We start from the raw sequence: 25,050 nt of genomic DNA, 5'->3' as shown, positions 1-25,050 counted from the left end.
GCCTCATTCGGTCAGCGCCTGCACGAGTGAGTCCTGCACCCACGTCAACCAGTGGTAGACGCCGAGGTGCGAGGCGCGCGGGTCGTCCTCCGGCAACTGGTCGGGCATGTCCTCGGTGACGTCGAGCGCGGTGCCCAGCGCGAGCCGCACGTCGTTCAGCGCCGAGAGCCAGGCGTCCGCCTCCTCGAACGTCAGGCGCACCTCGCCCCCGCCCGGCGGCAGCGTCCGTAACACCACGTCCGCAACGCCGAGCTTCGCGTCAACCACCTCGGGCTCGTGCAGCGACCGCAACACAGCCGCCGAATCCAGCGATTCCTTCGACGGGTTGTCGGGGTCGAGCCTGTGGAAGTCGGGCAGCAGTCGTCCCAGCACGGGGTCGTCCGGCCCCTCCGAAGGACCGGTGCGGATACCGGTCAGCTCCGCGAGTTCGTCCTGAGGTGCCTCGTCGGCGCGCGCCTTCAACATGTCCTCGATCTGGCTCACCAGACCGCGCACCACAGCCGCTTCCTGCTGCTCGAAACCGCCGATCATCCTGCCGCCCTTGCGGCGCCATTCCCTCACGTCTGTTCCATGGTCGCCCACAGGCCCGCCGCGTGAAGTTTCGCGACGTCGCCCTCCACCTTCTCCTTCGTCCCCGACGACACGACCGCCCTGCCCTTGTGATGGACGTCGAGCATCAGTTTCGTGGCGTGGTCCTTGCTGTACCCGAAGATCCGCTGGAACACGTAGGTCACGTACGACATCAGGTTGACCGGGTCGTTCCACACGATCGTCTGCCACGGTCGGTCCTCGGCGCCGAGATCCGCACCGAGTGTTTCTTCGGCCTCGACGGGCGTGGTCATGCCTCCCATGGTGTCACGGCACGGCGCACCGGCGTGCCAGGAGGTCGGCCACGCGGGTGAGCACCGGATTTCCCCGATCGGAAGGCGACGATCGAGGCGGCGGCCCACCCTGGCCGAGGGGTGTCCGGGTGGCGAATAATCTTGCGGCATGTCCTCCTCGGCGAGCGGGAACAGCACCGCGCTGTTCACCGACCACTACGAGCTGACGATGCTGGCGAGCGCGCTTCGCGACGGGACCGGCGAGCGAGACTGCGTTTTCGAGGTGTTCGCCCGCAAACTCCCCGCGGGACGCCGTTACGGCGTCGTCGCGGGGACGCAGCGGGTGCTCGACGCGATCGCCGATTTCCGGTTCACCGAGGCCGAACTCGCCCAGTTGGAGCAGACGGCCGTGGTCGATTCGGCCACACTCGACTGGCTTTCGGGCTACCGGTTCGCCGGCGACATCGACGGCTATCCCGAGGGGGAGCTGTACTTCCCCGGCTCGCCGATCCTCACCGTGAGGGGCACCTTCGCCGAGAGTGTGCTGCTCGAAACCGTCGTGCTGTCGATCCTCAACCACGACAGCGCGATCGCCTCGGCAGCGGCGCGCATGTCCGGCGCGGCCAACGGCAGGCCGATCATCGAGATGGGCGGGCGCCGCACGCACGAGTACGCCGCCGTCGCCGCGGCCCGAGCCGCGTACCTGGCAGGCTTCGCCACCACGTCGAACCTCGAAGCAGGGCGCCGCTACGGCATTCCCACCCGTGGCACCGTCGCCCATGCCTTCATGCTGTTGCACGACACCGAGGAAGCGGCGTTCCGCGCCCAGATCGAGAAGATGGGCACCGACACCACTCTGCTGGTGGACACCTACGACATCACGAAGGGAATCGACACCGCCGTCCGGGTGGCAGGCCCGGAACTGGGGGCCATCCGCATCGACTCCGGCGACGTCGGTGTGCTCGCGCGGCAGGCACGGGAACAACTCGACGCGCTGGGCGCCAAGGACACCCGCATCGTGGTTTCCGGCGACCTCGACGAGCACGCCATCGCCGCGCTGAGGGCCGAACCCGTCGATGCCTACGGCGTCGGCACCTCCGTCGTCACCGGCTCCGGTGCACCGACCGCCGGAATGGTCTACAAACTGGTCGAGGTGGACGGTCGCCCCGTCGCAAAACGCAGTGAGCACAAAGCATCCAGAGGCGGGCGCAAGTCCGCTCTGCGCCGCCACAAGGCCACGGGGACCGCGCTCGAAGAGGTCGTCTACCCGACAGCGAACCCGCCCGAGCCTGCCGAGCACGACAAACAACTGCCGATTCCTCTGCTCCGTGCTGGACAACCCGCGGAGAACCTGCCCACCCTTGAGGACGGGCGGCAGCGTTTGCGGCGCGCACTCGTGAGCCTGCCGTGGGAAGGGCTGAAGTTGTCCAGCGGCGACCCCGCCATCCCGACCACCTTTCTGTAGACGGCACGTGGCCGCGTCGATCCCGGAGGTGAACATGGCTACCGCGCTGATCGTGGTGGACGTGCAGAACGACTTCTGTGAGGGAGGTGCGCTCGCGGTCCCGGGAGGTGCGGCCGTGGCGGACGCCATCTCGGACTACCTGCGTGGCGACGCCGCCGCGTACGACCACGTTGTCGCCACCCGCGACCACCACATCGACCCCGGCGAGCACTTCAGCGACGAGCCGGATTTCGTCCGGTCGTGGCCCCAGCACTGCGTCGCGGACACACCGGGTGCGAGTTTCCACCCGCGTCTCGACGTCGCCCCGATCGGCGCGGTGTTCTCGAAAGGGCATTACAGCCACGGCTACTCCGGTTTCGAAGGCGCCACCGACACCGGGGAGCAGCTCGCCGACTGGTTGCGGTGGCGTGAGGTGACGGACGTCGATGTCGTCGGAATCGCCACCGATCACTGCGTGCGCGCCACCGCGCTCGACGCCACGGGGTACGGGTTCAGGGTCAGGGTGCTCGCCGACCTCACCGCAGGCGTTTCCGTCGTGACGGTGGACGCGGCGCTGATGGAGCTGCGCGAGGCGGGAGCCGCCGTCGTCGGCACGCCGAGGGTCGCTTCGTGACGGGTACCGGGCTGCTGGCCTTCGGTGAGGCGCTCGCCGTTTTCAGCACGCAATCGGGCAAACTGCGGCACGCCACGTCGGTGGATGTCGGCATCGCCGGCTCCGAGGCGATGGTGGCCATCGGGGTGGCGAGGCTCGGCGTCCCCGCCGCGTGGGCCGGACGGCTCGGCGCCGACGAACCGGGAGCTCTCGTGCTGGCGCGGCTGCGCGAGGAGAGCGTGGACACCTCCGCCGTCCGCACCGATCGTCAGGCCCCGACCGGCCTGATGATCAAGGATTTCCGCAACGTGGACGTGACGCGCTCCGCCTTCTACCGCAACGGAAGCGCAGGGACGCGGTTGTCTCCGGAGGACATCCCCGAGGACCACATCAGGGCGGCGGGTGTGCTGCACCTGAGCGGTCTCACCCCCGGGCTCTCCGACTCGGCGGCGAAAGCGGTGTTCGGCGCGGCCGAGTTCGCCCGCGCCGAGGGCGTTCCCGTGTCGATCGACATCGACTACACCCACGCGCTGTGGTATCCCGAGGACGCGGCCGACATCCTGTACGACCTCGTTTCGCTGTGCGACATCGTGTTCGTGGGGGAGGACGCCGCGCGGCTGCTCGGACTCGACGGAACGCCGCAGGAGCTGGCCGAGGGAATCGCCGCGCTCGGACCGGAACAGGTGATCATCGAGCGGGGTCCGCGCGGTGCCATCGCCGAACTGCACGGATCGCGCTACGCAGTGCCGAGCTTCCCCGTCCGGTCGATCGACACCGAGGGTGCCGACGACGCCTTCGTCGCGGGTTACCTCGCGGAGTTCCTCGCAGGGGCCTCCCCCGACCGGCGCCTGCGCACGGCCGCCGCCTGCCGGGCGTTCGCCCTCACCGTGCCGGGCGAGACCACGGGCCTGCCGGACAGGGAGGAACTCAAACTCCTCAACCGCCCCCGCTGACCCACCCCGCCGTGTCCGCACCTGGTGCACGCGTGTCCGCACCTGGTGCACACGTGTCCGCACCCTGTGCACGGGTGAGTGCGGCCAAGGAGAGGACTGACGCGGGCGCCGGATGCGGAAAACCGCATGCAAGCTGCCGACACCCGTACAGGAAGTGCGGACACGCGTACGGGAAGTGCGGACACGGGTGCAGGCGGTGGCGGTGAAGGTGACAGGGCTTGGCGGTAACGTCTGGTGGCGTGACCGGTGCCCCCTCCGACCTGCCCAGCGTTCGTGAACTCCTCAGCCACGCCGTCGATGCCGTGGGCGGAACCGAGCGCGAGGGTCAGGTCCGCATGGCGGACGCCGTGGACAACGCGATTCGCACCGGTGAGCACCTCGCCGTGCAGGCGGGGACGGGAACCGGGAAGTCGCTCGCCTACCTCGTCCCCGCGATCCGACACGCCGTCGAGTCCGACACCACGGTCGTGGTGTCCACGGCCACGATCGCGCTGCAACGGCAGCTCGTCGATCGCGACCTCCCGCGCCTCGCGAGGTCGCTGAAGAAGCCCCTCGGCGTCGAGCCGACGTTCGCGATCCTCAAGGGCAGGCGCAACTACCTGTGCCTGCACAGAGTCCACACCGGTGTGGAGGACGAGCCCGAGGACACCGCCCTGTTCGACCAGTTCGCCATCTCCCGGATCGGTCGCGAGGTCAAGCGGCTCCACGAGTGGTCGTCCGACACCGAGACGGGTGACCGCGACGAGCTGGTGCCCGGCGTGTCCGACCAGGCGTGGCGGCAGGTTTCGGTGACGGCGAAGGAATGTCTGGGCGCAGGGCGCTGCCCCGTCGGCGACGACTGCTTCGCCGAGCTGGCCAGGGCGGAGGCGGGCAGGGCGAACATCGTGGTCACCAACCACGCGCTGCTCGCCATCGACGCCTTGCAGGACTACCAGGTGCTGCCCGACCACGACGTCACGATCATCGACGAAGCCCACGAACTGGTTGACCGCGTGACCTCGGCCGCGACGGCGGACCTCTCACCTGCCATGGTGACAGCCGCGACCCGGCGCTGCGCGCGACTCATCGACGCCGACATCGTCGATCGACTGCTCGAAACGGGCGAGGGCCTCGCGCTCATGCTGGAGGACGCGCTCCCCGGCAGGCTCGACGTGCTGCCCGACGCGCTGGGCGGCGCTGTCGCGTCCGTGCGCGACGCCGCGCACGCCTGCCTCACCGCGCTGGGCTCCGAGCGCCGTGAGGACCCCGAGGAAGCCGCCAAGCGCAAGCTGGCCCGTTCGGCTCTGGACGACGTGCACGACACCGCCGTGCGGCTGCTGGACGCCTTCGACGACGACCCCGCCGACCGCAAGGACGTGGTGTGGGTGACTGGCGACCGGCAGGGTGGGAGCCCGAGACCTCCCGCCTTGCACGTCGCGCCGCTGGGTGTCGGCGGCCTGCTACGCGAGCGGGTGTTCGGCACGAGCACCACCGTCCTCACCTCCGCGACGCTGGCCCTGGGCGGCTCGTTCGACACACTCGCCAGGCAGTGGGGCCTACCGCCGCAACCGCAGCGCACCGAGAAAGCTGCGGGCTCACCGGGCACACCGGGCTCTGCGGGTTCACCGGGTTCAACGGGCACAGCGACGGAGAAGCCCCCGCCCTCCGACAGCGACAACGGCCCCCGCTGGAGCGGGATCGACGTGGGCTCCCCGTTCGACTACCGGCGCAACGGCATCCTGTACGTCGCCAAACACCTTCCGCCGCCGGGCCGTGACGGGCTCGGCACCGCGACGCTCGACGAGATCGCCGAACTCATCGACGCGGCAGGCGGACGCACGCTCGGTTTGTTCTCCTCCATGCGCGCCGCCAAGCAGGCCACCGAGGAACTCCGCGATCGCATCGGCCACCCGTTGCTGTGCCAGGGCGACGACTCGACGTCGCTACTGGTCAACAAGTTCGCCGAGGACGCCCGCACCTGCCTTTTCGGCACGCTGTCGCTGTGGCAGGGCGTTGACGTACCCGGCGCCTCCCTTTCGCTGGTCATCGTGGATCGCCTGCCGTTTCCCCGCCCCGACGATCCGGTGGCATCGGCGCGGCAGCGCGCGGTGGAGGCGCGGGGCGGCAACGGTTTCCTCACCGTGGCGGCCACCCACGCCGCGCTGCTGCTCGCACAGGGTGTGGGCAGGCTGCACCGTTCGACGGACGATCGCGGGGTGGTCGCGGTACTGGACCCCCGGTTGGCCACGGCGCGCTACGGCGGCTTCCTCAGGGCGTCACTGCCACCACTGTGGCCGACGCACCGGCCCGACGTGGTCCGCGATGCCCTGCGCCGCCTCGACGCCGCCGCCCCGGCCTGAGCACGCCGGTGCGAGGGACTACGGTGGACGCCAACCCGACACCGAGGGAGATGTCGTTGTCGCCCGATTCGTCCAGCGCCCGATCCCGCTCCGTCAGCGTTGACGACACCGGGGTCCGCCGCCTGTTGGCAGACGGCACCGAGGAGTCGATCGCGTGGGGAGACCTGGCCGCCGTCGTCGTGCGGGTGATCCCCGAGGGGCCGTGGAAGGAGGACGTCTTCCTGATGCTGGCGGCCTCCGACGGCACGGGTACGGCGGTGCCCAGCGGTGACCCCGCGGCCGACGCGCTCATCGAGCGCCTGCAAATGCTTCCCGGCTTCGACCACGACACCTTCGTCGAGGCGATGACCACCGACGCCGACAAGGCGTACGTGGTGTGGAAAGCGCGCTAGGCTGCCACCTTCCCCGAGCACTCGATCATCGTGATGCTTCAGGCAACCGCGGTCACGCCGTCGGCTTCCACCGCGCCACCACCGTCACGGTGCCCGGCTCGACCTCAGTGAATCCGGCGTCCCGCACGGCGACCAGACCCTGTTCCTCCCACGCCCCGTGCGGATCGGCCAGCGTCGCCGTCACCCGCACCCACTGCGCGGGCGAGGCGACGCGAACGGCACAGCGGAGGTTCCGCGAAGCCCAGACGGCGAGGTCGGCGGGATCGAGGAGTGCGGCGAGCAGCATGGTGGCGTGCCCGACCTGTGCGGCGGCCTTGCCTGCCGACATCGTCACGCCCGGGTTCAGCAGCAGCAAGGGCAGGTCGGCGGCAGCCGCTTGAGGCTGGTCGGCAGGCAGGTCACTGCCCGAGATCTGCAGCCGGGACACCTCGCGAGGAAGGTCCGCGACCCGGCACGGCACGAGGGCACGAACCTGCGCCCCCTCCACCTCGACCGTCACGCCGGGAAGGCTTTGGACGGCCTCCCAGTGCACTCCCCTCGCGCGGCGCGCGACCTTGCGGATGTGTCCCGACGTCCACGTGTGCACCGCGTCGTACCAGGGACCGCCCGGCAGGGAGTTGTCGTGAAGACACACGGCGACGGCGGCGCTCGCCGCTGCCTCCAGCAGCGGAGTCCGCGCAGGTGGCGCGGACTTCTCCAGTCGCAGCACCACGGGCATCGCCCACACCTGCTCCGGTGGCACGTCCCTGACCGAGGTGCGTTCGGCAGGCAGTCCCAGCCACCACGCGTAGCGGGCCGCGACGGGCGCGAGAACCGGTTCGGGTGCGGTCACGGCCGGAGCAGGGGAAGTCCGTCGGCGACATCGGCCGCCTCGACCTCGGCGCGGGTCACCCCGAGCATGAACAGCACCGCGTCGAGGTAGGGGTGCGACACCGCGGCGTCGGCGACCTCCCGCAACGCCGGTTTGGCATTGAACGCGATACCCATACCGGCGGTGGTGAGCATGTCGATGTCGTTGGCGCCGTCGCCGACAGCGACGCACTGGCCGAGTGGGATGCCGTACCCTGCGGCGTACCGCTTCAACGCCTCCGCCTTCGCGGCCCTGTCCACGATGTCACCGACGACCTTGCCGGTGATCCTGCCGTCCACGATCTCCAGTTCGTTCGCCACGGCGAAGTCGAGGCCAAGGTCGGTGACGAGTCCGTCGATGATGCGGCTGAACCCGCCCGACACCACACCGCAACGGAAGCCGAGCCGCTTGAGCGTCCGCACTGTGGTGCGCGCCCCCGGAGTGAGTTCGATCTTCGCCGCCACGTCGTCGAGCACCGACTCGGGCAGACCTTCCAGCAACGAAACGCGCCTGATCAGCGACTCGCTGAAGTTCAGCTCGCCACGCATGGCCGCTTCCGTGATCTCGCGGACCTCCGCCTCGACACCGGCGTGCGCCGCCAGCATCTCGATCACCTCGCCCTGGATGAGGGTCGAGTCCACGTCGAAGACCACCAGCCGCTTCGCCCTCCTGGCGAGGCCGGTGCGCTCGATCGAGATGTCGAGACCACCGCGTGCGCCGACATCGGCGAGCACGGAGCGGAGTCCGCTGTCGGCCTCCGGTGTGTCGTCGGCGGCCGAGACATGCAGTTCGAGCCCGGTCACGGGGTAGTCCGCGATGCTGCGGATGGTGTCGATGTTGACGTTCATCCGCGCGAGGGTCCTGGCCACCTGGGTAAAGGCCCGTGCCGTGATAGGCCGTCCCAGCAACACCAACACGTGCGTCGAAGCCCGCCTGGCCGGCGCGAACGGGTCGGAGCCGATAGCGGACCCGATACGCACGTCCACGGTCATCGACACGGTCGCCATGGCCTGCTCGACCATCTCCTGAAGACCCTCGGGGTCCGACTCGACGGCGACGAGCACACCGAGCACGAGCTGTCCCCTGATGACCACCTGCTCGATGTCGAGGACCTCGACGCCCTGGCGGGTCAACGCGGCGAACAGAACCGAGGAGACGCCCGGCTTGTCCGGTCCGGTCGCGGTGATCAGGACTGGAGTGGGGCTCACTGCGCCTCCCTCGGCTCGGCCCCGGTCTCCCGTCGCCGGGATGCCGGGCCGACCGTGTCACTGTTCGCTTGCGTTGTCCTTGTCGCGATCGCCCGGCATCGCTCCTGCCGTCACGAGTTCGGACGGCGCGTCCTTGGCGTCCTTGTGGGGCAGCGTCTTGCCGGTGAACGTCACGTGGCCCTCACTGCGCAGCCGCTCGACCATGTGCGGGTAGTGCAGCTCGAACGCGGGGCGCTCGGAGCGAATCCTCGGCAGCTCGGTGAAGTTGTGCCGAGGGGGCGGGCAGCTGGTGGCCCATTCCAGCGAGTTGCCGTAGCCCCACGGGTCGTCCACCGTGACGACCTCGCCGTACCGGTAGCTCTTGAAGACGTTCCAAATGAACGGCAGCGTCGAGGCACCGAGGATGTAGGCGCCGATCGTGGAGATCATGTTCAGCGTGGTGAACCCGTCGCTGGCGAGGTAGTCCACGTAACGGCGCGGCATGCCCTCGTTGCCCAGCCAGTGCTGCACGAGGAACGTCAGGTGGAAGCCGAGGAACGTCAGCCAGAAGTGCAGCTTGGCCAGCGGCTCGTCCAGCATGCGTCCGGTGATCTTCGGGAACCAGAAGTAGATCCCGGCGAACGTGGCGAACACGATCGTGCCGTAGAGCACGTAGTGGAAGTGCGCGACCACGAAGTAGCTGTCGGAGACGTGGAAGTCGATCGAAGGCGCGGCCAGCAGAACACCGGTCAGACCACCGAAGAGGAAGGTGACCATGAAGCCGACCGTGAAGAGCATCGGCGACTCGAAACTCATCTGCCCCTTCCACATCGTGCCGATCCAGTTGAAGAACTTCACACCGGTCGGGACGGCGATGAGGAAGGTCATGAAGGCAAAGAACGGCAGCAGCACCGCGCCGGTCGCGTACATGTGGTGCGCCCACACCGCCACGGACAGCGCCGCGATGGACAGGGTGGCCCACACCAGCCCCTTGTAACCGAAGATCGGCTTACGGGTGAACACCGGGACGATCTCCGACGCGATACCGAAGAACGGCAGCGCGATGATGTACACCTCGGGGTGGCCGAAGAACCAGAACATGTGCTGCCACAGGATCACGCCGCCGTTGGCGGGGTCGAAGATGTGACCACCGAGGCGCCGGTCGGCGAGCAGACCGATGAGCGCGGCGGCGAGGATCGGGAACGCCAGCAGGATCAGCAGGCTGGTGATCAGGATGTTCCACGTGAAGATCGGCATCCGCCACATCGTCATGCCCGGTGCGCGCATGCAGACAACCGTGGTGATCATGTTGACCGCGCCGAGAATGGTGCCGAGACCACTGATGATCAGACCGGCGAGCCACAGGTCCGCGCCGACGCCGGGAGAGTAGATGGCGCCCGAGAGCGGGGTGTAGGCGAACCAGCCGAAGTCGGCCGCACCGCCCGGCGTGACGAAGCCCGCGAGACCCATGAGGCTGCCGAACAGGAACAGCCAGTACGAGAAGGCGTTCAGTCGCGGGAACGCGACGTCGGGTGCGCCGATCTGCAACGGCAGGATGAAGTTCGCGAACCCGAACACGATCGGCGTCGCGTAGAACAGCAGCATCACCGTGCCGTGCATGGTGAACAGCTGGTTGTACTGCTCTTGCGAGAGGAACTGCTGACCCGGCACCGCGAGTTCGGTACGGATCAGCATGGCCATCGCGCCGCCGACCATGAAGAAGGCGAACGACGTCACCATGTACATGATGCCGAGCTGCTTGTGGTCCGTCGTGCGGAAGAACCGCAACAATGACGATCCCTTCACCGACTCTCGCGTCGGGTACGGACGCGTTGCGATCGGCTGGGGCGCTACGGCCGTCACTGAAGCCTCCTGCACTCGAAACCCCGCGAACCTTGCTGTCGCCACGGGCGGGGACCCACGTTGGCTACGGGGGATCGTATCCCTCTCCCTGTCGTGGCCGACGCACCGGGAGCACAGATCACGTCCGGCAGGGCCGTCAGCGCGGTGAGCAGCACGGGAGGCAGCTCGCCACCCTCGGCAAAGCCGCAGGTGAAGACCCCTGTCCCGGCTCGTACGACCGCTTGGCGGAGCCGTGTTGACTTTCGTCACGTCGGAGTCAGCCGAGCAAGCGCGCCAGCGCATCGACCACCGCTTCGGGAGCTTCCAGCGGCGTCAGGTGGCCCGCTTCGGGCAGCGCCATGAGCTCCGCGTGCGGCATCGTGTCGGCAAGGTCACGCGCGACGCCAGGCGGGTTCACGGTGTCCTCCTCGCCCGCGATCACCACGGCGGGCACGTCCACCGACCGCAGCAGTGCGGTGGAGTCGCCGCGCGCGGCCATCGCGCGTTGCGCCGCGGCCACCCCCGAAGGCGACTGCTGCTCGACGATCTCGCGCACCCGCTCGACCACCTCGGGACGGCGCTTGCGCGTGGTCTCGCCGAGCAACACCGGCAGCATCTGGTCGGCGAGCCAGCCTGCCGTACCCTCCGTCTCGGCACGTCGCGCCACCGCGAAGCGGTTGGACCTCGCCTCGTCGGTGTCGGCGCTCGCCTTGGCGCCGATCAACGCGATCCCACCGACCCGCTCAGGGGCGAGCCTGAGCAGTGCGAACGTGACGTACCCACCCATCGAGCAGCCGCCGAGCACCACCCTGTCGAGCCCGAGACGATCGAGCAGCGCCAGCACGTCACGGGCCATGTCGTCGAGGCTGCGGCCGGCTTCGCCGCCGGGCAGCGGGGAGCGGCCGAACCCCCGCAGGTCGGGCGTGATCAGCCGGGTTCGTTCCGCGAGCGGAGCTCGCACGGGATCCCACATGCGCGCGTCGAGCGGGTAGGCGTGCAGCAGAACGAGCGGCAAGGACGACATGCTCCCATTGTCGGCACTGTGGGCAGCCCGGGCAGGCCGAACACGGTCGGCGCTGTCGGCCGGTCCACTCGCGGCCCAAGCGACACGTCGTAGCCCGGTGCGCGATCCTCGGAAAAGTGCGAGAGCCCGCCGCGTGGAGGCACTACATTCGCGGGCATGAGGAGGCTCCGGCCACTGCACACGCCACGGCTGCTGCTGCGGCCGTTCACCGACGACGACCTGCCGGTCGTCGTCGGGCTCCAGGCGGCGCGAGAGACCCACCCTCACGAGAGCACACCCCCGACGCCGCAGGAGGCGCGTGCTCAGTTCCGCTCGTGGCTGCGGCACTGGTCCGACCACGGCTTCGGATACGTCGCCGTGGAAATCGCCGCGACAGGCAGGGTGATCGGCGTGGGAGGGCTCCAGCGCGCCGACATCGACGGCGAGACGGTGCTCAACCTGTACTACCGTTTCCGCCCCGATGCCTGGGGCCACGGCTACGCATCAGAGATGGCCACGGCGATGGTCGAATGGGCGGAGCGGGAGCTCCCCACGACACCGGTGGTGATCGTCACGAACGTCTCCAACACCGCGGCACGAAGGGTGGCGGAGAAACTGTCGTTCGCGGAGTACCGCAGGGACCTCTACCGGGGATCGCCTGCCGTGTACTACCGGAGAAACCCCCAGAACTCCCCTTGATCGGTGCCTCACCAGCGGCGCCGGGTCGGCCCTCGCCTCGTCCTCGCCTTCCAGCAGCTCTGATGCCAGTGCCGCCGATCGGTGACCGAGCCGTGTTCACCGGCAGGCCACGCGACGACGTGTGCCACTCCGGGCCGGATCTCGTGGTCGCAGCCGGGACAGCGGTAGATCTTCGTGGCCTGCGCGCCCGGCACCGAGCGCACCACCCAGTCACCGTCGGGCCCCGACTCGGGTCGCGCCCAGCCCGCACCGAAGCCCGGCGAACCCGTTCTGGGCTCGACACGGCGCGCGCGGTTACGACGGGGCATGTTTCCACGGTAGCCGCCGCGGCTCGCCCGCTCCGACGCGGCCGAAAGCGACTCAGACCTCGGCCAGGATGAACGGCACGAATTGTTCCTCAGGGGTCAGCGATCCGTGCTGGCCGGCGAGTGCTGTCTCCTGAGGCTCCTTCACGCTCCTCACCACCCCGGACCGGCCACGAGCGGCCACGACCACATCGCCGATGCGCGGAAGCACGTGGTCGGCCACGACAGGACCGAACCAGCCCGCGTCAACGGCCTCGTGCCTGCGCATCACCCAGGCCCTGTCGCCGAGCATCTCCCGCCACGTCGCCAGCACGTCGGTGGCGGCTCCGCTCTCGGCGTAGACGTGCCTGGCCCTGACCTCTCCCGCGATCGCCCTCACGCCGTCCGCCAAAGCCGGTTCGGTATCGGCGTCGATCACACAGCCCTGGCTGCCGGTGTCGCGGTCAAGGGTGGTCATGCCGTGGTCGGCCACCACGGCGAGAGCGCTGCCCTCCGGCAACTGCTCGATCATCGACTCCACCAGCCGATCCACCTGCCGAAGCTGCATCCGCCACGGCACCGAACCCGGACCGTGAAGATGACCGAGTCGATCGAGGTCACCGTGGTAGGCGTAGCAGAAGCTGCCCCGCGACCTCAGCGCCACGGGCACGGCCGCCACCAGGTCGCCGAGCGCGTGAACCCCCACGTAGGACCCGCCCGACAGCACAGCCCTCGTCAACGGCGTGCCCGCGAAGATCTCGGACGAGACCACGGTGGCGGTGAGCCCGGCTTCGGTGGCCCTCGCGAAGGTCGTGGGCAGCCGCTGCACCTCGGCGGGGGACACCCGCTCACGCAGGTCACCACCGCCGGGGTGTTCGCGCCAGCGCAGGGCGTTCAGCACGCCGACGCCCGGCAGGTCGAACGTGTAACCGACAAAACCGTGTTCTCCGGACGCGGTGCCCGTGCCGATCGCGGCGAGCCCGGCCGCGGTGGTGGCCGGATAGCCCGCGCACAGCGGCTTTCCCGGCAAACCGGACAGCACGGGGGCATCGGAAGCGTGCGCGGCGAGCAACTCCCAGCCGAGACCGTCGATCAGCAGCACGCACACGCGTGAGCGCTGACCGAAGCCGAGTGTGTCGGTGAAACCGGCGACGCCGAGCGCCGCGAGCGCCGACGGTGTGACCTCGGCGAGCGTCGGAGTTGCCGAGGCGACGGTGGGCAGGTCCATCACGTTCGGCCTCCTACGACGGTGGCGTCCAGCGAGAATCGGCGATAATCGGCCTATGCCAACCTACGCCTACCGCTGCCGCGTGTGTGCGGATTCCTTCGAACTCAACCGTCCGATGAGCGAGTCCGGTGCGCCCGCGTCCTGCCCGCAAGGACACGACGACACAGTGAAGCTGCTGACCACGGTGGCCTTGACCGGCTCGGCGCAGGCTCCCGCCCCGGCCGGCGGCGGTGGCTGCCGCGGAGGCGCCTGCGGCTGCGGCTGAAGGGACGGGTGGAGACCCCGCTGTTGACGCCGCAGGCAGAGGCCAGGGGGTGTTTGGGCTCAGCCCTCGTACTCGGGCAGCCGCGTCCAGGCCAGCTTGGCCAGCTTCCTCGCCGCGGTGCAGGATTCGTCGTCCTTGCCGTAGGTGTAGACGCCGACCACCTCCAACTCGGTCGGCGCCTCGGAGGGCACGATCATGTGAGGTGTCTCCACCATGCACTGCCCCTCGCCGAAATAGTCGGTTCGCGTGGGACGTCCCGCGACCTCGTCGGGGTAGTAGTCCTCGGCATCGGCGGCGCCCGCACCAAAGTCCACGACGCCGAACTCGACGTCGGTCCCCACGTACAAGTCGTCGAACCACCACCACGAGCAGCCGCCGCCGCCGAGGGCGTGCTCGAACATCACGTCCTCGACGTCGAGGATGTCGATCACCTCGTCCGCGGAGAGCAGCGAGCACGGCTCCTGCTCGTCGAGCGAGCCTTCGGGGAAGGTCATCGACTCGCCACCACCCGAGTACACGGCCTGCTGGACACCGTCGGTGACGAGGTCGGCCACGACGCACATCTCGACATCCCCCTTGGTTCCCTCGATGTCGCCGTACGACTCGTACACGGAGATGTCGAGGGCAACCTCGTCCGAGAACACGAGTTCCCGCCAGCAGACCGACTCCTCCTCGAAATGCCTTCGATGCACCGACCGCGCGAGTTCGCGGGACTCGTCGGCCTCCAAGAACGGCGTGGCCCAGTACAGGTCCCCGATCGTCACGGACAGCCCGGCCATCCCCAGCTCGACCTCTGCGGTGCACCGGAGGAACCCGGACGTCGCCACCTCCACCGACACGTCGGCCTCCCGCAGCCCCTGCTTGTCGAGCAGGGTGCAGAAATCGACGGTGGTGAGGTCACCCAGCGCCTCGCCGCTCTCCAGCGGCGGTACCTGACCGGCGTCGGCCTCGCCCTTCACGGTCGGCGCACACGCCGCCAGCAGGATTCCGAAAAGGACGAAAACCGCGAGTCGTCTCAACAACACATGCGTGACATCGCCGTCCTACCAGGCCGGTGTCACGCCGGTTGCCGAGTCGTGATCAACGTGAGAGCCGACCGTGCTCTCTGCTACGCCACGGGGGGACCTGCGCTCACCGGGCAGGCAGCTTCTCCCAGGCGGCCTCGGCGAGGTCGATGCCGTGTTCGCACGGGTCGGCCTCACCGTCCGTCAGCAGTACTCGCACCACCGCGAGCTCCACCTCGCCGTCCACCGCCTCGGCGAACGGGCCGTGCTCGGTGGTGAGGGTGCACACCGACAACGAGTCGGTCTGCGCCAGATGGACCATAGTGTCGCGGCCGGCGACGGTTTCCTTGTCCGCATTGGTGAAGTCCGGCTTCGGGCCCACCGTGAAGTCCAATTGCGCGTTGGGCTGCTCGCCGCCAGGCGTGCCCCATGTGCACTGGTGCTCGGCGGGATACAGCGTGACCTCGGAGGACGTTCCGACGAGGTCGGCGACTTCCCTGGCGGGCAGAAGCCCGCATGCCGACAACCGCGCGAGCGAGGTCGTCGGCGGCTCCCAGTGTTCGACGGCACCCGACGACAGCGACGTGTGGATACCCTCGGCGGCCGTCCTCGCCACCGCGCACACCGTCTCGCTCGGCATGGCGCTGCCGGAACGCTGCGCGTCGGCCTTCACCTCGATGCGGGTCTCGTCGGCGAGCACGACGCGGAGCGTGCACGGGCGAGTGCCCTCCGCCGACGTGGCCACCACCCTCACGTCTCCCGCCAGAGTGGTCACCGGCCGTTCGCCTTCCGCGTCCTCCGGAAGCAGCAGACCGTAGTCCACGATGACGTTCTCGCGATCGACGGCCACCGCGACCCGGCAGTGATCCAGTGATTCGCGGGCCACCCTGCGAGCGTCACCGTGTGACGCGAACGCCTCAGGAGCCACCAGCGAGCACGGATCGAGCGTGCGGGCGTCTCCCAGCACGGCACTGCTGATCGGCTCGTCCCCGCCGTCGGGTTCCGGTGTTCCCTCGACCGTGCCGCCTCCGCAGCCCGCGAGCGCCACGAGCAGCGTGGCGCCGATCCCCCAGTATTTCCTCATCAGCCCTCGTCGAAATGTCGTCGCGCCAGCGCTTCGATCCGTTCGATCGCTTCCTGCGCCTGCGGCCCCGCGGCCTCCACACCGACGCGGTCACCCTTGCGCGCGCCCAGGGACATGATCGCCAGAACGCTGTGCCCGTCGGCCTCGTCGTCACCGAACCGTATACGGACGTCGGCGTCTACCCCGGCGATGGCCCTCACCAGCAACGCCGCGGGCCGCGCATGCAGCCCGGCCTCGTTGTCCAGTACGAACTCCGTTCGCAGGGCGCCCGCCTCGGCAGCCGCAGGAGCGGCAGACGCGGCGGCTGCCCCTGCTGCTCCGCCTGCTTCGGCGGCAGCCTGCGCGACGCCCGCGCGGTCGGCACCACCCTGTGCCGCCACCGCCGCCGCCACCGTTCCCTCCACGAGCGGTGCGTCCACGACCACGGCGGCCCCGGGATCGTCGAGAGCCTCCACCACCATCTCGGCCGTCATCTGGGCGCTGCCGAGGTCGTACAGCACCACGGCTCCCGAACCGCTGTTCGCCCGCTCAACGGCTGCGGCCACCGCGTCGTAGTCGGTGCCGATCCCGCCGTCCGGTCCTCCGCCCGCAGGCACCACCGTGACGTCGGGAGCCATCTGCTCGGCGACCTCGGCGATCCCCTCGGCGAGTTTGGCGCTGTGCGACACCACCACAAGACCGACCCTCATCGCGCCTCCGCGAAAGCCCGCAGCAGCAGGGCTGTGGAACGCGCGCCGGGGTCGAGGTGCCCGATACTGCGTTCCCCGAGGTAGGAGGCCCTTCCCTTTCTCGCCACGAGCGGGATCGTGGAGTTCGCCCCCTCGTCGGCCGCGTCGGCAGCGGCCGTCAGCACGGCCGCGACGCCGTCGCTCGTGGCGGCTTCGGCGGCCTCGACCGCACGGGCGAGCGCGTCCACCATCGTGGCGTCACCGACCTCGGCCTTGCCCCTGGCCACGACACCGTCGAGCCCCGCCCGCAACGCGGCGACCACGGCGGCGGTGTCCAGCTCGGGCGCCTGCCCCACCGCCGTGGCGGCTCGCAGGAACGCCGTGCCGTAGAGCGGCCCCGCTGCGCCGCCCACTTTCGAGATGAGTGTGGTGGCCACCAGCTTCAGTACCGCCCCTGGTGTCTCCGGCACCGCGCCGTCGAGGGCCGCGGTCAACGCGGTGAAACCCCGGTGCATGTTCTCCCCGTGGTCGGCGTCGCCGATGGGCCGGTCGAGGTCGGTCAACTCGACCCTGTGTTCGGCGACGGTGGCCGCCGCCGCGCGCAGGGCGGTTACGACGTCGTTCGTGGTGCAGGCCATCACATTCCCCAGCGCAGGGCGGGAGTCCTCACGGGAGCGTCCCACAGTTCGGTCAGCCGGTCGTCCATCCGCAGAACCGTCAGGCTGATGCCCTGCATCTCGAGGCTTGTGATGTACGGGCCGACGAGCCTGCGCACCACGTTCACACCTCGCTCGGCAAGCAGCCGCTCGGCGATGCCGTGTGCGAGATACACCTCCAGCAGCGGTGTGCCGCCCATGGAGTTCGTGAACAGCAGGACATCGTCACCGCGTTCCAGCGGAAAGTCCTCCGCGACCGCCGACACCATTCGCTCGACGAGCGCGGAAGCGGGCTCGATGCCGATCCGTTCGCGGCCGGGCTCCCCGTGGATGCCGATGCCGAACTCCACCTCGCCCGCCCCGAGGTCGAAGCTGGGCTCACCGACATGGGGCACGGTCGGCGCCGTCAACGCCACACCGATGGAGCGCACCCGCTCCACCACGCCGCGGGCGAGCCCTTCCACCGTGTCGAGGTCGTCACCCCGTTCGGCGGCGGCACCGACGATCTTCTCGAGAAGCACGGTGCCACCGACACCGCGGCGCCCCGCGGTGAACGTCGAGTCGGCCACGGCGACGTCGTCGTCGATGACGACCGTGCGCACGTCGAGCCCCTCCGCGGAGGCCAGTTCGGCCGCGGTCTCGAAGTTCAGCACGTCGCCGGTGTAGTTCTTCACCACGAGCAGCGCGCCTGCGTCACCCGTGGTGGCCGAGATCGCGGCCTGGACCGCGTCGGGCGTCGGTGAGGTGAACACCGCGCCGGGAACGGCACCGTGCAGCATTCCGGGACCGACGAAGCCCACGTGCAGCGGCTCGTGACCCGAGCCTCCACCGGAGATCACCGACACCCCGCGAGCCGGTGAGTCGGCACGGACGACGATGTTCGGGTCGTAGTCCACTCGCACGAGATCGGCATGCGCGGCGGCGAGACCCGCCAGCGAATCGGCGACCACCGTCGCCGGATCATTGATGATCTTCTTCACAGCTACCTCCGAGCGCGGCGATGCGTGGCAGGTCCGGTTCTCAACCTAACGAATTTCCCGTGCTACGGCAGGGTCTTCACCATCGCTTCGGCCAGTTCGGTCACTCGCTGACACGCAGCGTCCACATCGGCTTCCTCCGTGTAGTCGTAGTAGCTCACGGTGATGACCTCGGCCTCGTGCTCGGACAGTCCGAGATGGTTCCACGAGACGTCGCACTCGGCCGTGTCCGTCGTCCCAGGCTGCTGCACGCCGATGATGCCTTTGGCGAGCTCGACCTCCTTCGTGCCTTCGATCGGCGCGACGGGATAGGCGACGCGGGCGTTGGCGTACACGACGAAGTCGTCCTGCGAGAGCTGGCAGAAGTGCAGTCCTCCCGGCAGGAGACGAGCCTCCTCCTCGTCCGTTCCGAGCGCGCCGCCGAACTCCTCGGAGGCGAGCGACTCGCAGAGGTCCACGGTCAGCAACGAACCCTCCTGCGGCGTCAGCGTCGGCGGGTTCGCCCTCAACGTGCCGAGCACACCTTCGAGCACGAGGTAGCTGCTCTGGCACGGGTCTCCACCACCCTGCTCGTGATCGGCCAGCACGCTGATACCCACATCGGGATCGCGCTGGGTCACCGCGGTGGAGAAGCAGGAGGTGTCATCGACGGCCGTCTGCACCAGCGGCAGACCCCCGACATTGCTCGTGGCCTGGTCGGCGAAGACACTTCCCTCGCCGAGTTCGAGCAGCACGCGAATGGGTTTGCCGCCCGCGTCGATGAACGAACGCGAGCACAGACCCCAGCCACTGCTGGACGGCTCCTCCTGCGGCGTGAGGTTGCCCGCGACGTCGTCACCGAGCAGTCCACAGGCGTCCACCGTGCGCAGGGTGGCCAGCTCGACGGCGGGATCGTCGATCGGTCCGGTGGGCACCTGACCCTGCCCTGTGCCGGGCTCCGCCTTCACTGTGGTGCGCTCGAAGTTCTCCTTCGCCAGGTCCTCACCGGCGCACCCGGTGAGCAGACCGAGCCCGGCCACCCAACACACGATCATCCGACGCGATACAGCACGACTCAGCACGCGTGAACGTTATCGGCCGCGCCCCGCGGCCGTGCGAGGTTCCCAGGATCACGACGTCACCGCGAGCGAAGGGCCGCCGTCGCTGGCACGGCGCCGCACACGTTCAGACCCTTTCAGAACAGCGTGAGGTCGTTGCTCTCGATACCGCGAAGCCTGTCGTAGTCCAAGGTCACGCACCGGATTCCCCGGTCCTCCGCGAGCGTGCGGGCCTGCGGCTTGATCTGCTGGGCCGCGAACACTCCCCGCACCGGCGCGAGCAGCGGATCACGGTTCAGCAACTCCAGATACCGGGTCAGCTGTTCGACCCCGTCGATCTCACCACGCCGCTTGATCTCCACAGCCACAGAGCCGCCCTCGGCGTCGCGCGCGAGGATGTCCACGGGGCCGATGGCGGTCATGTACTCCCGCCGCACGAGTGTGTAGCCGTCGCCGAGCGTGGTGATGTGCTCGGCGAGAAGTTCCTGAAGGTGAGCCTCGACTCCGTCCTTCACCAGCCCCGGTTCGGCACCGAGGTCGTGCTCCACCTCGTCGATCACCGTGTCGATGGTGACGACGAGCTTCTCGCCCGCCTTGTTCTCGACGATCCACAGATTGCCGTCCTCGATGAGCCAGCACGGCGGGCTCATCCAGTTCAACGGCTTGTAGGCGCGGTCGTCGGAATGCACCGACACCGATCCGTCGGCCTTGACGAGCAGCAGGCGGGTGGCCATCGGCAGATGGGCCGTGAGGCGGCCAGCATAGTCCACCTGGCACCGGGCGATCACTAAGCGCACGACGAGAGGGTAGGCGACTGCGGTGAGCGAGTATTCGCCACCCAAGACGATCCCCCGTTAGGGTCAACCCCCGACCCCGACGAGAGGTTTTACCGAGTGAATGACAATCCGACACTGCTCGACTGGACCGACAACCTCCTTCGCGGACTCGGCGTCACGCTCCTGGTGACCGTTCTTGGCACGGTTCTCATGCTGGTCGTTTCGGTACTGCTGGGGCTGGCTGCGCGTTCCTCGACGCTCGCCGTGCGCGGATTCGCCCGAGTGATCATCGAGTTCTTCCGGGGCACGTCGTTGCCCATTCAGTTGTGGTGGCTGTTCTTCGCCCTGCCGCTGCTCGGAATCAAGTTCGACCCGCTCCTCGTGGGTGTCCTCGCGTTCGGCCTGAACTACGGCGCGTACGGGGCCGAAGTCGTCCGCGGTTCGATCGACGCGGTACCGCGACCGCAGTGGGAAGCCGCTGTCGCGTTGAACCTGTCACCGTCCCAGCGGATGCGCCGCGTCATCTGGCCACAGGCGACCGTGCTGATGATCCCCTCGATGAACAACCTGTTCATCCAGCTGCTCAAGAGCACACCCCTGCTCTACACCATCTCGCTCGTCGATCTCATGAACATGGGTGAGGCGTTCCGCTTCGCAGGCGGCGACCAGACGGTGATGTACCTGGCGCTGATGGTGATCTACTTCGTGCTCGCGTACGGCGTGACGATGCTGTCCAACATGGCCGAGGTGGTCGCCAAGTCCAAACTCGGCAGACACGAGGGGCTGCGCAGCGTCTTCCGGTATCGCAAGCCCATGCCGGAGGAGGTGCCTGCCCGATGAACTGGGACTGGGACTACACGTTCGACATCCTTCCCGAACTGCTCACGCACTTCGTGCAGTACACGCTCGTCGCCACCGTCCTCGGGATCGCGCTCGCCGCCGCGCTCGGTCTCGTGTTCGCGATCGTGCGCAACCTGCGGATACCCGTGCTCTCGCAGGTGACGACGGCGTTCATCGAGTTCATCCGCAGCACGCCGCTGCTGATCCAGCTGTTCTTCCTCTTCTACGCGCTGCCCGGCATGGGCATCACACTGTCGCCGATGACCGCCGGTGTGATCGGCCTCGGCGTGCACTACGCGTGTTACTGCGCCGACGTGTACCGGGCCGGTATCGACGCCGTGCCGAAGGGTCAGTGGGAGGCCACCGTCGCGCTCCAACTGCCGCCGTCGATCACGTGGCGCAAGGTGATCCTTCCGCAGGCTGTCCGCAACGTCCTGCCCGCACTCGGCAACTACGCCATCGCCATGTTCAAGGAAACACCGTTCCTGGCGCTCATCACCGTTCCCGAACTGCTGCGCACCGCACGCACCATCGGCGGGGACACCTACGAGTACCTCGAACCGCTGACCCTCGCCGGCCTCATCTTCCTCGCGGCGAGCTACCCGACCGCGCTGCTGCTGCGCCGCCTCGAACAGCGCATGCGCCCCGCGGGCTGAACGCGAACCGGCGAGGTGGTGAGCGGGCGCACCGGCCGTTCACCACCTCGCCGGGCAGTCACCGTCAGCTCGCGTCTGCGGCAACCACGAGCCCTCTTCGGACTGGGACAACACGCCATCGTCTGGCGGTACCCCTCAGCCCTCCGTCGCGCAAAGTTGTTCGGTCGTGGAGTTCCGCGACGCCTTGGCATCGAAGCCCCACTTGTCGAGAATCTGCGCGAACTCGTCGGTCTCCTTGAACTTCTTCAACTCGGCGTCGAACTTCTTGTGGAAGTCCGCATCGGACTTACGGAACGCCGCACCGGCACCCGTGGTCGGGAACGCCTCGAGCGGCTCGGTGATCTCGAACTCGCCGCCGTACTGCTCCTTGTGCGACTTCAGCGTCAATGTGGGAAGGAGGACGGCGTCCACACGGCCGTCCCGCATGCCCTGCATGGCGTCGGGAGCCTTCGGGTAGGTCTGCAACTGCGGCTCCGGCACACCGAGTGCCTTCGCCGTCTTCAACTCGTAACTTCCCGCGAGCACGGCGACCACCGCATCCGAATCGAGCAAAGCGTCCACAGTGGTCAGTTTCTTCGGGTTACCGGCAGGCACGGCGAAAGACTCGGTGGAGACGATGTCCGGTGAGGCGTACAACACCTTGGCGCAGCGGGTCTTGTTCATGAACAAGCCCGCGCTGACGATGTCCCATCTGTCGGCGTCGAGACCGGGGATCATCGAGTCGTAATCGGTCTGGATGCCCTCGACCTTGGTGATGCCGAGCCGTTCCAGCACCGCCTTCGTGACGTCGGGGGACGCGCCGGTGAGTTCGCCGTTCGCCTCCAGCTTGGTGTAGGGCGGCTCGTTGGCCACCGCCAGCCGCACGGGCTGACCTGAGTCGATGCGCTGTTGCAGACCCGAGCCCTCGACCTGGCCGGTCTCGGGGTTCGTGGTCTGGCACGCGGCGAGCAGCGAGCCCCCTCCCACCGCGGCGAGGCCGACGGCCGAGTAGCGCAACAATGCCCGGCGGGAGAGGTTCAGCTCTCGTTTCGACAAGGGATTACTCCGTTCGAGAGACGGCAGGTCGTGCGACCCTAACCCAATCGGGTGGCTCAGGGAGAATGTCGCGAATGAAGAGACTCGGCTCACGGCAGGTGTATGTCAACAATTGGATGACGGTTCGCGAGGACCGGATTCGCAGAGCTGACGGCTCCGACGGCATTTACGGCGTCATCGACAAACCGGACTACGCGCTGGTCATCCCCCTTGCCGGAAGCAGACTGAAGCTCGTCGAGCAATATCGTTACCCACTCGGGATTCGCAGGTGGGAGTTCCCTCAGGGCACCGCGCCCGACCGCGCCGAGCTGCCTCCCGCCGAACTGGCCGCTCGCGAACTGCGCGAGGAGACAGGACTCTCCGCTGGTGAGCTCGTGGAGATCGGGCTACTCGACGTCGCTCCGGGACTGACGAGCCAGCGTGGGCGGGTGTTCCTCGCCACGGACCTTTCCGACGGGGAGCCGGAACGTGAGCACGAGGAGCAAGATATGCGCACGGCGTGGTTCGACCGCGCCGACGTGGAGCGAATGATGACCGAAGGTGAGATCACCGACGCCCAGTCGATCGCCGCCTACGCCCTGCTACTCCTCTGGGAGCGCCGCAACTCCGCCTGACGCCGTGTCCGCACTTCTCGTACGCGTGTCCGCACTTCTCGTACGAGTGTTTGCACCCCAGGTACGGCGGTCTCCTCCCGTGAGCCGGCTCGGAGGACCGTGGGGACCGCCTCACGTGCAGGAAGTGCGGACACACGTGCAGGAAGTGCGGACACGCGTGCAGGAAGTGCGGACACGGTGTGCGTGGTCAGTCCGGCCACACCGGTGGGCGCTTCTCCAGGAACGCCGCCATGCCCTCCCTCGCGCCGGGCAGTTGCGACGCCGACGCCATGACCTCCACCGCGAGCGCGTAGGCGTCGCCCTCGGGACGATCGAGCTGTGCGTACAACGTTCGCTTGCCGAGTGCCTTGGACGCCCTGCTGCCCCGCGTCGCCCTTGCCAGCAGCTCTGCGACGGCGTCGTCGAGCTGCTCGTCCGGCACGACGCGGTTGACGAGCCCCCAGTCCAGCGCTGTCGCCGCGTCGATCGGATCGCCGGTCAGAGCCAGCTCCATCAGCCGCTTGCGTCCCACAGCTCGCGCGACGGGAACGGCTGGCGTGTGGCAGAACCACCCGCCCTTGCCCCCCGGCAGCGCGAAGCCCGCCGAGGCCGCCGCCACGGCCAGGTCGCACGATGCCACGAGCTGGCAACCTGCCGCGGTGGCGAGCCCGTGCACACGGGCGACGACCACCTGCGGCACCGACTGGACAGTGCGCATCACGTCCGTGCACAACCGCAGCAGTTCCCTGACACCACCGAGGTCGCGCGCCGCGACGTCGCCGAAGTCGTGCCCCGCCGAGAACACAGGCCCCGCGCCCGCCAGCACGATCCCGGTCGCATCCGATGTGCCTGCCTCGGTGAACGCGGCGAGCAGCTCCCGAAGATGTGGTTCGGACAGCGAGTTACGCCGCGCGGGCCGGTTCATGGTGATCGTGACGGTGTCGTCCTCCCGCTTGACGAGGACGTGTTCGTAGTCACCCATGCCCCGACCGTAGCCCGTGACCACCCGCGCACCAAGGCCCCGCGGAGGGGCGTCACGCCCTGTTCAGCACCGCGTGCAGGAACTCCCTTGTGCGCTCGTGGTCCGGTTCGGTGAACAGCTTCTCCGGCGTGGCGTCCTCGATGACCTGCCCCTTGTCGAACATCATGACGCGGTCGGACACATCCTTGGCGAACTGCATCTCGTGTGTCACACACAGGAACGTGATGTCGGTGGTCTCCGCGATGTCCCTCAGCACCGCGAGCACACCGGCCACCAGCTCGGGGTCCAGCGCCGACGTCACCTCGTCGAGCAGGAGCACGTCGGGCTCCATCGCCAGCGCGCGGGCGATGGCCACCCGCTGCTGCTGCCCGCCCGAGAGCTGCGAGGGGTGCGCGTCGATCTTGTCGGTGAGCCCGACCATCTCCAGCAGCGACCTCGCCCGTTCCTCCGCCTCGTCGCGGGACTTGCCGAGCACCCTGATCGGCGCCTCGGTGAGGTTCTGGAGCACCTTCATGTTCGGGAACAGGTTGAACTGCTGGAACACCATCCCGATGCGCCTGCGCACCTTCCTGAGGTGCTTCTCGTCGGCGGTAACGAGCTTCCCACCACGCTCCATGTGGCTGAGGTACTCGTCGCCGACCTGGATGGTGCCGCCGTTGACCCGTTCCAGCGTCATCAGCAGCCGGAGGATGGTGGTTTTGCCCGAACCGCTCGGCCCGATGAGCGTGACGAACTCGCCAGGAGCGACCTCGAAACTCAGGTCGCGCAGCACGACGTTGTCGCCGAACTTCTTGACCACCCGGTCGAAGCGGATCATCACGT

The 25,050-nt window shown here is 68.6% G+C and carries 28 protein-coding genes; 10 read left to right on the top strand and 18 right to left on the bottom strand.

Translation table 11 applies throughout. The features are described 5' to 3' along the window. Window positions 1-3: 3 nt before the first annotated feature. Complete coding sequence (locus SACXIDRAFT_RS15835) at window positions 4-561, bottom strand: DUF2017 domain-containing protein (RefSeq protein WP_006239607.1); 558 nt, start codon at window positions 559-561, stop codon at window positions 4-6. Next, window positions 558-842 carry an ATP-dependent Clp protease adapter ClpS gene (gene clpS / locus SACXIDRAFT_RS15830; protein WP_040922216.1) on the bottom strand — a complete coding sequence of 95 codons (285 nt, stop codon included), beginning with the start codon at window positions 840-842 and terminating at the stop codon, window positions 558-560. Before clpS ends, SACXIDRAFT_RS15835 begins: the two co-directional genes overlap by 4 nt. 148 nt (window positions 843-990) lie before the next feature. On the opposite strand from clpS, the gene SACXIDRAFT_RS15825 reads away from it, so the two are divergent. From SACXIDRAFT_RS15825 to SACXIDRAFT_RS15805, 5 genes are all read left to right on the top strand, one after another. Next, a complete protein-coding gene (locus SACXIDRAFT_RS15825) occupies window positions 991-2,286 on the top strand; it encodes a nicotinate phosphoribosyltransferase (protein WP_006239605.1) in 1,296 nt (431 codons plus the stop codon). Window positions 2,287-2,320: 34 nt separating this feature from the next. Next, window positions 2,321-2,899 (top strand): nicotinamidase, encoded by a 579-nt coding sequence (locus tag SACXIDRAFT_RS15820; protein WP_006239604.1) that lies wholly within the window; start codon window positions 2,321-2,323, stop codon window positions 2,897-2,899. After that, window positions 2,896-3,831 (top strand): sugar kinase, encoded by a 936-nt coding sequence (locus tag SACXIDRAFT_RS15815; protein ID WP_006239603.1) that lies wholly within the window; start codon window positions 2,896-2,898, stop codon window positions 3,829-3,831. The genes SACXIDRAFT_RS15820 and SACXIDRAFT_RS15815 overlap by 4 nt, the downstream gene beginning before the upstream one ends. Window positions 3,832-4,070: 239 nt before the next feature. Continuing rightward, window positions 4,071-6,170, top strand: coding sequence for an ATP-dependent DNA helicase (locus tag SACXIDRAFT_RS15810; protein WP_006239602.1), 2,100 nt, complete (start codon window positions 4,071-4,073; stop codon window positions 6,168-6,170). 50 nt (window positions 6,171-6,220) lie between these two features. Then, window positions 6,221-6,562 carry a hypothetical protein gene (locus SACXIDRAFT_RS15805; protein WP_050987031.1) on the top strand — a complete coding sequence of 114 codons (342 nt, stop codon included), beginning with the start codon at window positions 6,221-6,223 and terminating at the stop codon, window positions 6,560-6,562. A 52-nt stretch (window positions 6,563-6,614) separates the two neighbouring features. Here the strand turns inward: SACXIDRAFT_RS15805 and SACXIDRAFT_RS15800 are convergent, their stop codons facing one another. The 4 genes from SACXIDRAFT_RS15800 to SACXIDRAFT_RS15785 all read right to left on the bottom strand — a co-directional run bounded on the left by SACXIDRAFT_RS15800 (window position 6,615) and on the right by SACXIDRAFT_RS15785 (window position 11,465). Beyond that, window positions 6,615-7,394, bottom strand: a complete 780-nt coding sequence (locus tag SACXIDRAFT_RS15800; protein WP_006239600.1) for a peptidyl-tRNA hydrolase — start codon at window positions 7,392-7,394, stop codon at window positions 6,615-6,617. After that, complete coding sequence (serB, locus tag SACXIDRAFT_RS15795) at window positions 7,391-8,620, bottom strand: phosphoserine phosphatase SerB (protein ID WP_006239599.1); 1,230 nt, start codon at window positions 8,618-8,620, stop codon at window positions 7,391-7,393. Before serB ends, SACXIDRAFT_RS15800 begins: the two co-directional genes overlap by 4 nt. A 57-nt stretch (window positions 8,621-8,677) precedes the next feature. Beyond that, the gene (gene ctaD, locus SACXIDRAFT_RS15790) at window positions 8,678-10,462 is read right to left on the bottom strand and encodes an aa3-type cytochrome oxidase subunit I (RefSeq protein ID WP_006239598.1); all 1,785 of its coding nucleotides are present in this window, start codon (window positions 10,460-10,462) and stop codon (window positions 8,678-8,680) included. A gap of 256 nt (window positions 10,463-10,718) precedes the next feature. Further along, window positions 10,719-11,465, bottom strand: a complete 747-nt coding sequence (locus SACXIDRAFT_RS15785; protein ID WP_006239597.1) for an alpha/beta fold hydrolase — start codon at window positions 11,463-11,465, stop codon at window positions 10,719-10,721. A 156-nt stretch (window positions 11,466-11,621) separates the two neighbouring features. On the opposite strand from SACXIDRAFT_RS15785, the gene SACXIDRAFT_RS15780 reads away from it, so the two are divergent. Beyond that, complete coding sequence (locus SACXIDRAFT_RS15780) at window positions 11,622-12,143, top strand: GNAT family N-acetyltransferase (protein ID WP_006239596.1); 522 nt, start codon at window positions 11,622-11,624, stop codon at window positions 12,141-12,143. An 8-nt stretch (window positions 12,144-12,151) separates the two neighbouring features. On the opposite strand, the gene SACXIDRAFT_RS15775 is transcribed toward SACXIDRAFT_RS15780, so the two are convergent. Next, complete coding sequence (locus SACXIDRAFT_RS15775) at window positions 12,152-12,451, bottom strand: Rv1322 family protein (protein WP_006239595.1); 300 nt, start codon at window positions 12,449-12,451, stop codon at window positions 12,152-12,154. A gap of 52 nt (window positions 12,452-12,503) precedes the next feature. Further along, complete coding sequence (locus tag SACXIDRAFT_RS15770) at window positions 12,504-13,655, bottom strand: alkaline phosphatase family protein (RefSeq protein ID WP_006239594.1); 1,152 nt, start codon at window positions 13,653-13,655, stop codon at window positions 12,504-12,506. 55 nt (window positions 13,656-13,710) lie between these two features. Between SACXIDRAFT_RS15770 and SACXIDRAFT_RS15765 the strand changes: the two genes are divergently transcribed. Next, window positions 13,711-13,920 carry an FmdB family zinc ribbon protein gene (locus tag SACXIDRAFT_RS15765; protein WP_006239593.1) on the top strand — a complete coding sequence of 70 codons (210 nt, stop codon included), beginning with the start codon at window positions 13,711-13,713 and terminating at the stop codon, window positions 13,918-13,920. Between the two features lie 59 nt (window positions 13,921-13,979). On the opposite strand, the gene SACXIDRAFT_RS15760 is transcribed toward SACXIDRAFT_RS15765, so the two are convergent. The 7 genes from SACXIDRAFT_RS15760 to nucS form a co-directional block, all read right to left on the bottom strand. Next, on the bottom strand, window positions 13,980-14,945 hold the full coding sequence (locus tag SACXIDRAFT_RS15760; protein ID WP_006239591.1) for a DUF3558 domain-containing protein: 966 nt from the start codon (window positions 14,943-14,945) through the stop codon (window positions 13,980-13,982). 106 nt (window positions 14,946-15,051) lie between these two features. Further along, a complete protein-coding gene (locus tag SACXIDRAFT_RS15755) occupies window positions 15,052-16,008 on the bottom strand; it encodes a hypothetical protein (RefSeq protein ID WP_006239590.1) in 957 nt (318 codons plus the stop codon). Then, complete coding sequence (gene dhaM, locus SACXIDRAFT_RS15750; RefSeq protein ID WP_006239588.1) at window positions 16,008-16,697, bottom strand: dihydroxyacetone kinase phosphoryl donor subunit DhaM; 690 nt, start codon at window positions 16,695-16,697, stop codon at window positions 16,008-16,010. The genes SACXIDRAFT_RS15755 and dhaM overlap by 1 nt, the downstream gene beginning before the upstream one ends. Further along, the gene (gene dhaL, locus SACXIDRAFT_RS15745; RefSeq protein ID WP_006239587.1) at window positions 16,694-17,314 is read right to left on the bottom strand and encodes a dihydroxyacetone kinase subunit DhaL; all 621 of its coding nucleotides are present in this window, start codon (window positions 17,312-17,314) and stop codon (window positions 16,694-16,696) included. The genes dhaM and dhaL overlap by 4 nt, the downstream gene beginning before the upstream one ends. Next, a complete protein-coding gene (gene dhaK / locus SACXIDRAFT_RS15740; RefSeq protein WP_006239586.1) occupies window positions 17,314-18,312 on the bottom strand; it encodes a dihydroxyacetone kinase subunit DhaK in 999 nt (332 codons plus the stop codon). The genes dhaL and dhaK overlap by 1 nt, the downstream gene beginning before the upstream one ends. A gap of 62 nt (window positions 18,313-18,374) precedes the next feature. Then, a complete protein-coding gene (locus SACXIDRAFT_RS15735) occupies window positions 18,375-19,328 on the bottom strand; it encodes a hypothetical protein (protein WP_232285314.1) in 954 nt (317 codons plus the stop codon). Window positions 19,329-19,483: 155 nt separating this feature from the next. Beyond that, complete coding sequence (nucS, locus tag SACXIDRAFT_RS15730) at window positions 19,484-20,143, bottom strand: endonuclease NucS (protein ID WP_040922708.1); 660 nt, start codon at window positions 20,141-20,143, stop codon at window positions 19,484-19,486. A gap of 96 nt (window positions 20,144-20,239) precedes the next feature. On the opposite strand from nucS, the gene SACXIDRAFT_RS15725 reads away from it, so the two are divergent. Together SACXIDRAFT_RS15725 and ehuD are read left to right on the top strand one after the other, a co-directional pair. Then, window positions 20,240-20,962: an amino acid ABC transporter permease gene (locus tag SACXIDRAFT_RS15725; protein ID WP_006239583.1), complete on the top strand. Its 723-nt coding sequence runs from the start codon at window positions 20,240-20,242 to the stop codon at window positions 20,960-20,962. Further along, a complete protein-coding gene (ehuD, locus tag SACXIDRAFT_RS15720) occupies window positions 20,959-21,618 on the top strand; it encodes an ectoine/hydroxyectoine ABC transporter permease subunit EhuD (protein WP_006239582.1) in 660 nt (219 codons plus the stop codon). Before SACXIDRAFT_RS15725 ends, ehuD begins: the two co-directional genes overlap by 4 nt. A 135-nt stretch (window positions 21,619-21,753) precedes the next feature. Here the strand turns inward: ehuD and ehuB are convergent, their stop codons facing one another. Beyond that, complete coding sequence (gene ehuB, locus SACXIDRAFT_RS15715; protein WP_006239581.1) at window positions 21,754-22,653, bottom strand: ectoine/hydroxyectoine ABC transporter substrate-binding protein EhuB; 900 nt, start codon at window positions 22,651-22,653, stop codon at window positions 21,754-21,756. Between the two features lie 74 nt (window positions 22,654-22,727). Here ehuB and SACXIDRAFT_RS15710 point away from each other — a divergent pair, with 74 nt between their 5' ends. Then, complete coding sequence (locus tag SACXIDRAFT_RS15710) at window positions 22,728-23,267, top strand: NUDIX domain-containing protein (protein ID WP_006239579.1); 540 nt, start codon at window positions 22,728-22,730, stop codon at window positions 23,265-23,267. A 187-nt stretch (window positions 23,268-23,454) separates the two neighbouring features. On the opposite strand, the gene SACXIDRAFT_RS15705 is transcribed toward SACXIDRAFT_RS15710, so the two are convergent. Together SACXIDRAFT_RS15705 and ehuA are read right to left on the bottom strand one after the other, a co-directional pair. After that, window positions 23,455-24,228: an enoyl-CoA hydratase-related protein gene (locus SACXIDRAFT_RS15705; protein ID WP_040922707.1), complete on the bottom strand. Its 774-nt coding sequence runs from the start codon at window positions 24,226-24,228 to the stop codon at window positions 23,455-23,457. Window positions 24,229-24,280: 52 nt separating this feature from the next. Beyond that, window positions 24,281-25,045: an ectoine/hydroxyectoine ABC transporter ATP-binding protein EhuA gene (ehuA, locus tag SACXIDRAFT_RS15700; RefSeq protein ID WP_040922706.1), complete on the bottom strand. Its 765-nt coding sequence runs from the start codon at window positions 25,043-25,045 to the stop codon at window positions 24,281-24,283. Window positions 25,046-25,050: the final 5 nt, after the last annotated feature.

It is taken from the genome of Saccharomonospora xinjiangensis XJ-54, assembly GCF_000258175.1.
GTDB classification, from domain to species: Bacteria; Actinomycetota; Actinomycetes; order Mycobacteriales; family Pseudonocardiaceae; genus Saccharomonospora; species Saccharomonospora xinjiangensis.
The sequence above is the reverse complement of the archived record's forward strand: the minus strand, read 5'-3'. Positions and strand labels throughout refer to the sequence as shown.

Bases quoted from the DNA above. Each gene is read 5' to 3' on its own strand.
- SACXIDRAFT_RS15825 (WP_006239605.1), top strand. From the start codon at position 991: ATGTCCTCCTCGGCGAGCGGGAACAGCACCGCGCTGTTCACCGACCAC.
- ehuA (WP_040922706.1), bottom strand. From the start codon at position 25,045: ATGATCCGCTTCGACCGGGTGGTCAAGAAGTTCGGCGACAACGTCGTG.
- SACXIDRAFT_RS15705 (WP_040922707.1), bottom strand. From the start codon at position 24,228: ATGGGTGACTACGAACACGTCCTCGTCAAGCGGGAGGACGACACCGTC.
- SACXIDRAFT_RS15770 (WP_006239594.1), bottom strand. From the start codon at position 13,655: ATGGACCTGCCCACCGTCGCCTCGGCAACTCCGACGCTCGCCGAGGTC.
- clpS (WP_040922216.1), bottom strand. From the start codon at position 842: ATGACCACGCCCGTCGAGGCCGAAGAAACACTCGGTGCGGATCTCGGC.
- SACXIDRAFT_RS15775 (WP_006239595.1), bottom strand. From the start codon at position 12,451: ATGCCCCGTCGTAACCGCGCGCGCCGTGTCGAGCCCAGAACGGGTTCG.
- SACXIDRAFT_RS15785 (WP_006239597.1), bottom strand. From the start codon at position 11,465: ATGTCGTCCTTGCCGCTCGTTCTGCTGCACGCCTACCCGCTCGACGCG.
- SACXIDRAFT_RS15820 (WP_006239604.1), top strand. From the start codon at position 2,321: ATGGCTACCGCGCTGATCGTGGTGGACGTGCAGAACGACTTCTGTGAG.
- SACXIDRAFT_RS15710 (WP_006239579.1), top strand. From the start codon at position 22,728: ATGAAGAGACTCGGCTCACGGCAGGTGTATGTCAACAATTGGATGACG.
- dhaM (WP_006239588.1), bottom strand. From the start codon at position 16,697: ATGAGGGTCGGTCTTGTGGTGGTGTCGCACAGCGCCAAACTCGCCGAG.
- dhaL (WP_006239587.1), bottom strand. From the start codon at position 17,314: ATGGCCTGCACCACGAACGACGTCGTAACCGCCCTGCGCGCGGCGGCG.
- SACXIDRAFT_RS15755 (WP_006239590.1), bottom strand. From the start codon at position 16,008: ATGAGGAAATACTGGGGGATCGGCGCCACGCTGCTCGTGGCGCTCGCG.
- SACXIDRAFT_RS15805 (WP_050987031.1), top strand. From the start codon at position 6,221: ATGTCGTTGTCGCCCGATTCGTCCAGCGCCCGATCCCGCTCCGTCAGC.
- SACXIDRAFT_RS15780 (WP_006239596.1), top strand. From the start codon at position 11,622: ATGAGGAGGCTCCGGCCACTGCACACGCCACGGCTGCTGCTGCGGCCG.
- ehuD (WP_006239582.1), top strand. From the start codon at position 20,959: ATGAACTGGGACTGGGACTACACGTTCGACATCCTTCCCGAACTGCTC.
- SACXIDRAFT_RS15765 (WP_006239593.1), top strand. From the start codon at position 13,711: ATGCCAACCTACGCCTACCGCTGCCGCGTGTGTGCGGATTCCTTCGAA.